The sequence below is a fragment of the Streptomyces sp. NPDC006207 genome (genome assembly GCF_040613835.1).
Lineage (GTDB): Bacteria > Actinomycetota > Actinomycetes > Streptomycetales > Streptomycetaceae > Actinacidiphila.
This window is the reverse complement of record NZ_JBEXSX010000076.1, coordinates 1-11,893: the sequence shown is the minus strand read 5'-3', so window position 1 is coordinate 11,893 and position 11,893 is coordinate 1. Positions and strand designations below refer to the sequence as shown.

At 69.8% G+C, this 11,893-nt stretch carries 9 protein-coding genes and 1 pseudogene; 8 read left to right on the top strand and 2 right to left on the bottom strand.

What is annotated here, in order from left to right:
• Positions 1-275: 275 nt before the first annotated feature.
• On the top strand, positions 276-1,022 hold the full coding sequence (locus ABZ312_RS38840) for a DUF5131 family protein (RefSeq protein WP_500439741.1): 747 nt from the start codon (positions 276-278) through the stop codon (positions 1,020-1,022).
• Between the two features lie 4 nt (positions 1,023-1,026).
• Here ABZ312_RS38840 and tcmP read toward each other — a convergent pair whose 3' ends face one another.
• A complete protein-coding gene (gene tcmP, locus ABZ312_RS38835; protein ID WP_500439740.1) occupies positions 1,027-2,208 on the bottom strand; it encodes a three-Cys-motif partner protein TcmP in 1,182 nt (393 codons plus the stop codon).
• A gap of 213 nt (positions 2,209-2,421) precedes the next feature.
• On the opposite strand from tcmP, the gene ABZ312_RS38830 reads away from it, so the two are divergent.
• Positions 2,422-2,895: a hypothetical protein gene (locus ABZ312_RS38830; protein ID WP_500439739.1), complete on the top strand. Its 474-nt coding sequence runs from the start codon at positions 2,422-2,424 to the stop codon at positions 2,893-2,895.
• An 84-nt stretch (positions 2,896-2,979) separates the two neighbouring features.
• On the opposite strand, the pseudogene ABZ312_RS38825 reads toward ABZ312_RS38830, so the two are convergent.
• Positions 2,980-3,082: pseudogene (locus tag ABZ312_RS38825) on the bottom strand (IS5/IS1182 family transposase); the annotation flags it as partial.
• 247 nt (positions 3,083-3,329) lie between these two features.
• On the opposite strand from ABZ312_RS38825, the gene ABZ312_RS38820 reads away from it, so the two are divergent.
• The 6 genes from ABZ312_RS38820 to ABZ312_RS38795 form a co-directional block, all read left to right on the top strand.
• Positions 3,330-4,949, top strand: coding sequence for a serine/threonine-protein kinase (locus tag ABZ312_RS38820; protein ID WP_500439738.1), 1,620 nt, complete (start codon positions 3,330-3,332; stop codon positions 4,947-4,949).
• 647 nt (positions 4,950-5,596) lie between these two features.
• On the top strand, positions 5,597-7,297 hold the full coding sequence (locus ABZ312_RS38815; protein ID WP_500439737.1) for a hypothetical protein: 1,701 nt from the start codon (positions 5,597-5,599) through the stop codon (positions 7,295-7,297).
• 414 nt (positions 7,298-7,711) lie between these two features.
• Positions 7,712-8,155: a hypothetical protein gene (locus ABZ312_RS38810; protein WP_500439736.1), complete on the top strand. Its 444-nt coding sequence runs from the start codon at positions 7,712-7,714 to the stop codon at positions 8,153-8,155.
• A gap of 390 nt (positions 8,156-8,545) precedes the next feature.
• Entirely contained in the window at positions 8,546-8,983 is a 438-nt protein-coding gene (locus ABZ312_RS38805) for a hypothetical protein (protein WP_500439735.1), read from the top strand.
• A 32-nt stretch (positions 8,984-9,015) separates the two neighbouring features.
• Positions 9,016-11,013 (top strand): NACHT domain-containing protein, encoded by a 1,998-nt coding sequence (locus ABZ312_RS38800; RefSeq protein WP_500439734.1) that lies wholly within the window; start codon positions 9,016-9,018, stop codon positions 11,011-11,013.
• Positions 11,014-11,631: 618 nt separating this feature from the next.
• On the top strand, positions 11,632-11,893 hold a 262-nt coding region (locus tag ABZ312_RS38795), incomplete at its 3' end, for a transposase (protein ID WP_500439733.1).

Here is an 11,893-nt window from a genome sequence, read left to right as displayed (position 1 = left end):
CCCCCCATCTCCTGCGGCCACATCCCCATTCCCGCCCAGTCGGGCCCCGCGTTCGCACACGTAAGGCGCGTGGTCATGGACGGGCAGCACGACGGCATGCGGCTGGGGGACCGGCGGAGGCGACATGGCGGGTCGTCCCAGTCTGCGGCGGTGGTCCCCACGCGTGGTGGCCGGTGGTTGGATGGCAATGTCCGGCGATGCTGCCCGTCGTTGGTCAGGCAGCAGACCGCGGCGCGCCAGGACGGGCGGGCCCGCGGGATACGGAGGGGTGCCCGGTGAGTGACCGCAGTACGATCGAGTGGACCGAGGCGACGTGGAATCCCACAACGGGATGTGACCGGGTCTCGTCCGGCTGCGACAACTGCTACGCCCTGGCGTTGGCCAAGCGGCTGAAGGCGATGGGCGCGGCGAAGTACCAGAACGACGGCGACCCCCGCACGTCCGGGCCCGGCTTCGACGTCACTGTCCACCCCGATGCCTTGGACATCCCATACGGCTGGAAGAGCCCGCGGACGGTGTTCGTGAACTCCATGTCGGACCTCTTCCATGCACGGGTGCCGCTGGACTTCGTCCGGCAGGTCTTCCAGGTCATGGCCGACACCCCGCAGCACACCTACCAGGTGCTCACCAAGCGGGCGCGGCGGCTGCGGCAGGTCGCTCCGAAGCTGGACTGGCCGGAGAACGTGTGGATGGGCGTCTCGGTGGAGTCCGCGGCGGAACTGCCGCGCGTGGAAGACCTGCGCCATGTGCCCGCCGCGGTACGTTTCCTGTCCTGCGAACCGCTCCTGGGCCCGTTGGACGGCCTGAACCTGGACGGCATCCACTGGGTCATCGCCGGCGGCGAGTCCGGCCCGAGGCACCGGCCGATGGACGAGGCATGGGTGACGCAGATCCGGGACCTGTGCCTAGCTGAGCAGGTCGCGTTCTTCTTCAAGCAGTGGGGCGGCCACACACCCAAGGCGGGCGGCCGCACCCTGCAGGGCCTGACCTGGGATCAGATGCCCGCTCTCACCGGCGCCTGACCGCTCACCGAGGCGGTTCCACGATGAGCTCGTGGGTCTTGCCTCCGACACCCGTACTGGCCGTCCGACCACTGCTGTGCAGCAGCTTCACGGCATTGCGCGCGGCGCGCTCGGTGACCTGACCGTAGTAGTCGCCGAACACCTCCAACGTGTGGTCAAGCAGCTTGAAGGGCCGCCGGCCCCGGTGCAGGATCCGCTCCATGTTGCCGGCCATGACGGGCACGGCAGCGTCGATGATCTCCTGCGGGTCCGGCCGAACCATGGAGGCCGCGGAGAACAAGGCGTCCGGGTCCTCCTGCTCCTCCTTGTTCTCCAGCCCCGCCCACCACGCGTCCCGAGCCCGGGCGACGGCATCTCCGAAGAACCACAGACCATGCGCACTTCGCGTCCCGAAGACCAAGTGGTACACCGCCTTGTGCCCAGGTTTCCTGGCCACCGGTACCGACTGCACGAACATTCCGGTCTGCTCCCGCAACCGCTGCGCATACCGAGCCGCCACGATCTCATCCACGTCCGCCGCGACCGGCTCATCAGGCCGGAAGTACTCGCGCCACCACCGGCCCCCGCACGCCTCATCGAAACGCTCCGAAGACCGCTCCACACCACGGGCGGACCGGGCATTGCCTCCCAGACGCCGCACGGCGTCCATGCTGAAATTCATCAAGAACTCGGTCGGCTGCCACACCCGCGCAGTGCGCCGCTGGTTCAGCGTCTGCACGATCCGGTCGAACGGCAGCCCCAAGCCGCACGGATCCAGGAACAGGAACAGCGGGAGCCCCGCGGCTGCCAGAAGGACCTCGCCCAGGACCCCGCCGACGTCGGCATGGTGGACCCGGGCATCCACACCCAGGGCGCGGTACTGGGCAGCCACCTGGTCCAGACGAGCCACCGAATCGGGCTTCTGCTCCACAAAGAAGCAGTTCCACAACAGCCCGTTCTTCTCCAGGTGATGAGCGGCCACCTGCATCGCGATCTCCGCAGAGCCGGAGTCGCCACTGGCATACCGCCCCTCGCCCGCGTAGCCGTCGAGATAGACGACCTGCCACCCACGCGAGCCGGTCATACCCCCGAAACGGGGAACGTACTGGCCCAGCAGCTTGTGCTTGAGCACGCTCGGCAGCGCCTGCGCAGCCCAGTAGTCCTTGTCTGTACCCGTGGCCAATGCATCCCCCCACCCCAGATCCACCGTAAGCACCGATAGTGGGGGTAAGCGCCACGCACCGTAAAGAGGGCGGCAAGCCGCTCCGGGCAGACACGTCCACGCCCCGCCCCGCGCCGGGCCCGTCGTGGAGCGTGGTGCGGGGGCGCTGGCCGAGTGGCCGGTCAGTCCGAAGAAACGCGGCCGAGCGGCGCGGGAGCACGTGCGTCGCTAAGATCACGCGTTGTGTCATGGATCTCCATGCTCTCCACCGCGCTCGGGGCCGTTATCGCGCTGGGCGCGGCGCTTGTTGGTGACCGCGTCCGCTGGCGACGGGACCAGCGCAGCCATTGGCTCACGCTCCGGCGTGAGGTCTACATCGGCTACTTGAACGCGATACACGAGGCGAACCAGATGATGCGAGCCGTGTCGTTGGGGGACGTTGCCGCCGGGACCACCCGCGACCATGCGGCGCGGGCGGCCTTCCGAGACGCCGGTGTGCACCAGGCCCAGGAGCACCTCGTCCTCATAGGGTCGGAGCCAGTCATACGGGCCGCCGTGGAGACCTCCGCGGCCCTTCGTAGGCTCCGTGACCGCATCCGCGCGGGTGAGAACGACACGTTGGCCGACTACCAGGCCGAGTTAGAGGCCTTCGCCGATCGCCTCCACGACCTGAGGAACGCGATCCGCCGGGACCTCGGCGTGAGTCCCCTTCGACAGCGGGTTCCCATCTGATCGGGAGCGGACCCTTTCCCACTCATGCAGGCGCGTTCGCTGTTCGCCATCGGGACGGACCTCGAGATGCCGAACGTGGCGGGTCAGCTGGCGCCGCGTCAGGTTCGCGCGCGGGTACGCGGTCACCAGCAGGACGCGGTCCTCCAGCGGCAGGCCACCACGGACGTCCCGGACGCTGATGGTCTGCGGGGGAGTGTCAGTTGGGCTTCGTCATCTGAGTGTCAGTGGTGCAGGTTCAGCGACCTCTCGATTGGCACTGACAGATGGTGCTCACCCGTTGCTGGCGTGAGTGACGAAAGGCCATGTCATCTCACGCCGACCACCAACAGAGCCTAGGGCACGCGCCAGGCACTGCCCGGACCCTGGTGACGGCCGGGCCCCCTGGGTAGTCTCCCGCCCGGGTGTGTCGGGGGTACATGATGGGGGGAAGCGTCGTGACGGTGGGCGATGCCCTGGAGGCCGGGGATCCACGGCGGGTGGGGCGGTACGAGATCGTCGCGCGGCTGGGTGCGGGCGGGATGGGCCGGGTGTACCTCGGCCGGTCCCCCGGCGGCCGGGCCATGGCGATCAAGGTCGTACGTCCGGACCTGGCGGACGACGAGGAGTTCCTGCGCCGGTTCGGCCGCGAGGTGGCCGCCGCCCGGCGGGTCAATGGCGTGTACACCGCGGCCGTGGTGGACGCGGATCCCGACGGACGGCCGCCGTGGCTGGCCACCGCGTACGTTCCCGGCCTGTCCCTGGACAAGGCGGTCTCCTCGTACGGGCCCTGGGCACCCGACGCGGTGCTCGCCCTCGGCGCGGGGCTGGTCGAGGCGCTGGAGGCCATCCACGCGGCCGGGGTGGTGCACCGGGACCTGAAGCCGGCGAACGTGCTGCTGTCCGCGGACGGGCCCCGGGTGATCGACTTCGGGATCTCCATCGCCGGCGACACCGACGGGCTGACCCGGACCGGAGTCGCCGTCGGGACCCCCGGGTTTATGGCGCCCGAGCAGGTGATGGCGGAGCGGGCCGGGCCGGCGTGCGACGTCTTCGCGCTGGGAGCGGTGCTGCTCTGGACCGCGACCGGAGCACCGCCCTTCGGGGCCGGGTCGGCCTACGGGGTCAACTACCGGGCCGTACACGCGGAACCCGACCTGACGCGGCTGCCCGCCGGGCTGCGCGAGGTGGTGCGCGGCTGCCTCGCCAAGGATCCGCAGCGGCGGCTCGGCACCACCGCCGTACTGGAAATGATCAAAGCAGCGCTCGGCCACCGGCCGGCGCAGCTGTCGGTCCCCGAGCACTGGCTCCCCGCTCCGGTGGCGCGCGCCGTCCGTTCGAGCACCACGGCGGCCCAGCCCGAGCCGACCCTCGAGGAACCCGCGCCGCCTCCGGGACCGGAGCCCCGCCCGGACCCCCTGCCGCACCTCGGCCCGAACGTGAGCCCCCGGCCGGACCCGGACCCGCCGGCCCGGCCCGAGACCCGGTCGGAAGACCGCCCGGAGGCCCGCACCGGCACCGACCGGTCGAGATGGCTGCGGCGCTCCGCCCTCGGCCTCAGCGCCCTGGTCTCGGTGGCGGCCCTCACCATCTCGGCGCTGGTCTACGGGATCACCCAGCGCGAGGACCCCGGCGGCACCGGCGGTACGGCGGACCAGGGCGGATCGGCGACCGCGACGCCCTCACGCTCGCCCAGCCCCGAGCTCGCCCGGGTCGTCGTCGTCACCTTCAAGGACGGCCCTATCCGCAGCAGCCCCCCCGGGACTCGCAGCGGCTGGGAACCCTGCGGGCCGGCCGGAACCACGTCTACTGCCGGGCCCCGGGTGCGACGGTCACCGAGAACGGCGTCTACAACTCGTGGTGGCTGCGGACCGACGTGGGCGGGAGCGGACGGAAGGGCTGGGTGTCCGCCTATTACGTCAACGGCGACGACCGGGCCGAGGCCGCGGACGGCGCCAACGTCCCCGACTGCGGCGAGGTGGTGCCGCGCGACGGCGCCGCCGAGGAGTGAAGGCCTCCCGGGTGGCCTGAGTGGACCTGCACATCGACATCCGCTGGCTCGTGGAACGCCAAGCTGACGTCCTGCCCAAGCAGCCCTCCGTCCACGACTTGCCCCACGCGCCCACCAGGGGCGCAGCCCCCACTACACGGCCGCCTGCCCCCACCCGGTGCGCCCGGCACGCCTGGGGCCGCGTGGCCCCGGGAAACGGCTGCGCAGTGCCTCAGGTCCGGGCCATCATCGGGGGCATGACGATCGGGGGCCGTCAGCATCGGCGGGTGTGGAAAGGAACCGGCTGGATCGGCGCAGCCGTGGTCGCAGCGAGCCTGCTCTACGCCGTGGTGCAACTGTCCCGGGGCGGATTCGAACCGCAGGACACCGCCGGCCTGCTGGGCCTGCCGATCGGCCTCGCCGCCTTGCTGGTCTCGATCCTCGCGATGCGCAAGCCACCGGAGGGCAACACCGCCGACCTGGTCCGCACCTGGTCCGCCACCCTCGCCGAACAGGTCACCGCCGGCGAGAGCCGCGTCCACGGCCAGCTGCTGGGCGACGACACCGTACCCATCGACCTCGCCTACACCCTCCAGCCCGCGCCCGGCCGTACCGCCACCGCACCCCCGCCTGCTACCCACCCCGGCCCCCGCGCTCCTGCTCCCGCCCTCACACCCCGTAGCCGGCCCGCCGGACGTAGCCACGTACTGGCGTCAGGTCCGCCCCCAACGCCTGGTGGTCACCGGACCCGCCGGCGCCGGCAAGACCGTCTTCGCACTCGCCCTGATCCTCGCCCTCCTCAAGACCCGCGCCGACACCGATCCGGTCCCGGTCCGCATCCCGGTCTCGCTGTGGGACACCACCACCCCCCTGGAAACCCTCCTGACCCAACGCCTGATCGAGGCCTACGGCTGGCCCACGACGCAGGCGGCCGCCCTGGTCGAGCACGGCATGATCCTGCCGGTACTGGACGGCCTAGACGAGATGGACCCCACCCTGCCCGACGGCACCCCCGACCCGGACGCCCCCCGCGCCCGCGCGGCACTGAGCCACCTGGACCGCTACCGGGTACGGGGCGAGCCGGGACCAGTGGTGCTGACCTGCCGCACCGCCCACCTACACGCCCTGACCACCCGCGGAACCCTGCGCGACTCCGCCCAGATCACCCTCGCCCCCGTCACCCCCGCCCACGCCATCACCTACCTGACCACCCGCGCCCAGGACATGTCCCGCTGGCAGCCCTTGATCGACCACCTGACCGGGCACCCCACCGGCGCGCTGGCCACGCTGCTGTCCACACCGTGGCGACTGTGCCTGACCGCCACCGTCTACCACCACGACGGCAACCCCCCCGAACTCACCACCCACGCCACCGCGCAGGCCCTGGACGAGCACCTGCTGGCCCGCTTCATCCCCGCCGCCACCCGCCTCCGCCCCCACCCCCGCAGCAGTTTCGGTCGTCAACGTACCTACCACCCGGACCAGGTCCACCGGTGGCTGCACCACCTCACCCACGCCCTCACCCCCACCACCACCGGACCGGCCACCACGCCCGTCCCCGTCGGCGCGGGAACCGACCTGGTCCTGCACCAGCTGTGGCCACTGGCCGGCCGCACCCGCGTCCGCATCCTGGACGCCGTACTGGCCGTCAGTGCCGTGCTCCTTACCCTTCCCCTGGCCCGGACCACCACCGTCCCCACACTCATGGCATCCATGATCGTTCTGATCGCTGTCTGGGCCGCGCTGTCGGCGGCGACAGCGCGGCCCGAACCGCCAGGTCGACTGAGGCTCTCCAGACCAGCCATCCCAAGCCGCACCCTGGGGGTCGGGCTGAAGGGCGGGCTGGCGTTCGGGCTGCCAGCCGGGCTGGGGTTCGGGCTGCCAGCCGGGCAGGCGTTCGGGCTGCCAGCCGGGCAGGCGTTCGGGCTAATGGGTGGGCTGGTGGTCGGGCTGGTGGTCGCGTTGGTGGTCGGGCTGGTGGTCGGGCTAGTAGTCGCGCTGATGGTCATGCTGAGGTCCGGGCTACAAGCGCCGCCCGCCAAGGAGGCGCGTCCCTGGGGGCTTCTGCGAGACGATCTTGTGGTCCAGTGGGTGACCGGGCTGGTGACCGGGCTGGTGGTCGGGCTGGTGGTCGGGCTGGTGGGTGCGCTGGCATCCGGGGTAGAGGTCGGACTGGCGGGCTGGCTGGCATCCGGACTGGTGGTCGGGCTGGCACTCGGGCTGGCGGGCGGACAGGGGGATGTCGTGGTGCGTCGTTACGCGGTGTTCCTACTGTGCTCGAGGGGCCGGTTGCCGTTCCGGCTGGTGGTGTTCTTGGACTGGGCCTGTGAAGCGGGACTGCTCCGCTACGCCGGCCCCGCCTACCAGTTCCGCCACCGCGAACTCCAGCAATGGCTGACCACCCATCCCGGACCCACCACACTCCCCGGCCCCTGACCGACTGCAAGCCGCCGACCACACCGTAGGACCCGGCCAGGACGAGAGCGCAGCCCTCGTCGACGAGCTGCGCCGCGAGACCTGCCCGGTGGAGAGCGTGGTTGCGGTACAGCGGTCCTGACCGTCATGACCTGCTGAGCAGGACGAGCCCTCGGGTCGGCCGCGGAACCCTGCCCGCCCGCGACACCCTCTGCGAGACCGCCTGCTGTGCGCCCCTCCTGCACGTCCCGTGCACGCTGGCTGCCCGCAGGCACCCTTGATGGTCTGCGAGGGAGTGTCAGTTGAACAGCATCATCTGAGTGTCAGTGGTGCAGGTTCAGCGACCTCGCGATTGGCACTGACAGATGGTGCTCACCCGTTGCTGGTGTGAGTGATGAAAGGCCATGTCATTCTCACGCCGACCACCAGGCTCCGTTGACATACGACATCGATGCATCCCACTCCACCGGACGCTCACCGCACACCTACCTCAAGCTCGCGAGCGGCCTCACCCAGCTCCCGGTGTACTGCTACATCCCCAAGGGAACTCATTCGCTCGACCTGGACGTGTGGGACCTGGTCGGCAACAAGAAGCTGCGGATCTACTCGGCACTCTTGTCGAAGAACCCGTCGGCGCCCTACCGCGACGTCGACATCAGCGCGATGAAGACCCACCGCATCCCGCTTCAACCCGGCGAAGACGGCACCATCGCGCGGATTTCTGGCAACGGGTTCGCCTTCCCTTACCTGCATTCGATACCACGGCTCTCGGCCATGTCGCCGGCAGAACTGATGGTGCCTCGCGCGATCGCGGCCGCCGACGGGCTTACCGTGTCCGGTGCCGCCTGGGCCCACTCCACCCCAGCTCAGCTGCCCTGAGGCTAGAGATAGTGCACCTTTGAAGTGATGATCTGCGGGGGAGTGTCAGTTGAACAGCATCATCTGAGTGTCAGTGGTGCAGGCTCAGCGATCTCGTGATTGGCACTGACAGATGGTGCTCACCCGTTGGCGGCATGAGTGACGAAAGGCCATGTCATTCTCACGCCGACCACCAAGCTGGACATGAACACTCGCCTTGAGCTGGACCCGGCGGTCGCCGTCCCCAGCCCGCGGCGGACCTCAACCGATTCGAACGAAACGGCCGCCCCGAGGCCGGGATGACGGCCATGCCGACGGGGCCTCGTCGGCTTACGGATGTCGCAGAGGCTGTGCTGGAAGCTGGGCTCGGCGCTACGTTCGTGGTGTCGGCATGGGGTGAAGGGGGCGGGGATGTTGGCAGAGACGTTGGTGGCGTTGGCTGCGGCCAGCGGTACGGCCGTGGCGCAGGCCGCGGGTACCGACGCATGGGAGACGCTGCGGCAGCGGGTGGCGCGGCTGCTGGGCCGCGGGAATCCTGAGCGGGAGCGGGTGGAGCTGGAGCGCTTGGACCGGACCGCGGCGGCCCTGGAAGCGGCAGGAGAAGACGCGGTCGAGCAAGTACTGGTGGACCAGGAGGTGTCCTGGCGGACCCGGTTCGAGACGCTCTTGGAGGACGCGGACGACGATGAACGCGAGGAGTTCGCCGCCGCGCTACACGAACTGGTCGAGCAGGCCCGGCACGCGCAGCCTGCGGCTGGTGGCGTGTCGGGGAACACCTTCCACGGGCCGACCGCCTTCCAAATGGGCGGCAACAACCGGCAAGTCAACCACTTCGGGTCAGAGAGGTGACTGCCCCGGCCCCAGGCGCGGATGAAGGTGGGGTGTTCCGCAACATCTTCCATGGGCCGACCGCCTTTCAGGTGGGCGACAACAACCAGCAAGTCAATCACTTCCACCCGCCGCAACGACTGCCCTCGGAAGAGGCTATAGCTGAGGCGATGGAGATGCTGAGGGCCAGTGTCACCGAGCAGTGGCGGAACGAGGCGCGTATCCAGCGCCTGGACGATCATCCGATCCCAGTGCACTGGGATCTGACCGCGAACCTCGCGGTGGTGGACACCCCAGCCCGGGTGTTCGGCGACGCGCCTGCCGTGTGGTCAGTGTCCGGGGCTGACATCGCGGGCGTGGCGGCGCGCTTCCGTGCGCTGCGCCGCCGCAGGCTCGTGGTCCTGGGGAGGGCAGGTTCGGGGAAGACGACACTCGCCGTGCAGCTCCTGAGGCAGCTCCTTGCGACTCGCGCAGACGACGAGCCGGTACCGGTCCTGCTACCCCTCACCCAATGGGACGTAGATAGCACACCTGATCTGCGGGACTGGCTGGCCGACCAGCTTACGAGAAGGTACCCGGCGCTCGCCGCCGAACAGTTCGGATCCGACATGGCACGGGTACTTGTCATGCGCGCAAAGGTGCTGCCCGTCCTGGACGGGCTGGACGAGATCTCTGAGCCGGCTCGCCACGCCGTCCTGGCGGGAATCGACAGATCGCTCACCGCGGCGGCCGACCAGGTCATCCTGACCTGCCGCCCGGACGAGTACGCCAACGCCGTCGCCTCCATTGGCAGGCTGACTGCCGCCGCCGTCATCGAGCCCCGGCCGCTGTCCGCACGGGCCGCCGCCGACTACTTGGCCGACCACCCCCAGCGCCCCCTTACTCCGGCCTGGGACGAGGTTCTGTCCCGTCTTAGGGCAGGTGACGCACCCCCACTCGCAGATGTCGTTTCTACCCCTTTGGGCCTATGGCTGCTGGGCACGATCTACACCGCCCGGCTGGACAGGAGCGATCCCCGGCTAGATCCCGCCCAACTCGTTGACCCCATGGTGTTTCCCACGGCCGCAGTGCTGCGTGCCCACCTTTTCGACCGTCTCATTCCTGTGACACTCGCCACGCGACCACCGAGCGACGATCTCGCCAGGCCATTCGAGCCTCGACGTCGCTGGAAGCCTGGCCCGACCGCACGGTACCTCGGCTTACTCGCCGACCGGCTCGAAAGACGGCACACCCACGACCTCGCCTGGTGGGACCTGGACGACGGAATCCCGCTTCGTGAGCGCCGCCTCACCGCGGGAGTCGGAGTCGGCCTGTGCGTCGCGGTTCCCGTCTTGCTGCTGGAGATGCTCATCGAGGGTCCTATCTGGGCGATCCGTGACGCCGTGATCGCGGGCATTCTGGCCGGGGCTTTGGCCTCAGCGGCCTCGATCGAGTGGGAAGATGCCAGACCGGGTTACCTGCGGGTGTCCCTTGGTGGCACTGTCCGCACACTCCTCTGGGGCGTCCTGGGTGGATCCGGTGTCGGCGCTCTCGTCGGCCTCGCGGCCGGATTCCTGACTTGGTCCCTATTCGCTGGCGTTCTAGCCGGACTCGTAACCATGTTCGCCCTGACGGTCGGCATCTGGCTCGGCGAGCATGCCGAGCACCCTCTTGCGACCGACCGAGCGAACACGCCGTTCAGTACGTGGCGGGCCGATCGCGCCGTAAACATCACGAGAATCACCTTGATCAGCCTCACCGGCGGGCTGGCCTACGGCCTGGTGACGGGTCTCATCTTCGGACCGGCCGGCGGCCTCATGGTCGGCCTTGTGGGTGGCCCAGCCGCGGCCCTCTACGCTGGCGATCACCATGCCTGGAAGAGGTACGTGCTGATCACGCTGCGCCTCCCGGGACGCCGCCGTGAACTACCGCGTCGGCTCATGTCCTTCCTCGATGACGCTCACCGCCTCGGCCTGCTACGCGCTGTCGGTCCCGTCTACCAATTCCGCCACGCCGATCTCCAGCATCACCTCGCCGTCCACCACCGGAACACCCCAGACCAGCCGAACTGAGCCTGCGGTTACTGTGGTAGGGGGGCGTTCATCGTCCCGCCCCCATTCACCTACCCGTTGCCTTCGGTCACTGTGGCACAGCCGCGACGACCAGAACGCCTCGTCACCGCGGATTCCACCCGCCACCGGCACCGGTCGCCCGACCGCAGGCACCGCGGGGGCGCAGCCCCGGCGCGCGGCGGGTGCACACGCAACCCCACTCCCCAGCCACGCCTGATGGGGCGGGGGAGTACACCACAGGCCGCGCGTCCGGGCATCACAGAGCGCAGGTATGGGAAGGGACTGTGCGCCGGTGCGGGCTGGGGCCATCATCGGGGCCATGAACATCGGGGGGCGCCGGCACCGGCGGGCGTGGCAAGCGGTGGGCTGGCTCGGCGGAGCCGTGGTCGCGGTACTCGTTGCTCATCACCGTGTGGCAGCTGTCCCGGGGGGACTTTGAGCCTCAGAACGCCGCCAGCCTATGGGGCCCGCCCCTCGGCATCGCCGGCCTCCTGGCGCTACGCAAGCCACCGGAGGGCAACACCGCCGAGTGATGGCCTGCGGGGGTGGGCTTGATTCGCTTTGGCGGACATCCGAGATCTGGGGTTCAGCCCCGGGAGGATGTCCATCATGGAGAGCATGGGGAAGAAGAAGCCACGCCCTCGCCGCTCGTTCACGCCGGAGTTCAAAGCCGAGATCGTCGAGCTGTGCCGGCGTGGCGACCGCTCGGTCGGCCAGGTCGCCAAGGACTTTGACCTGACCGAGACCGCGGTGCGCGACTGGGTCAAGCAGGCCGAGGTCGACGCCGGCGAGCGAGACGGCCTGACCAGCAGCGAACGCGAGGAACTGGCCGCGCTGCGGCGGGAGAACCGCCGGCTGCGCGAAGACGTGGAGGTCCTCA

Excerpts from the sequence above, each read along its gene's own strand:
- ABZ312_RS38830 (WP_500439739.1), top strand. The coding sequence starts at position 2,422 with ATGCTCTCCACCGCGCTCGGGGCCGTTATCGCGCTGGGCGCGGCGCTT.
- ABZ312_RS38805 (WP_500439735.1), top strand. The coding sequence starts at position 8,546 with ATGTTGGCAGAGACGTTGGTGGCGTTGGCTGCGGCCAGCGGTACGGCC.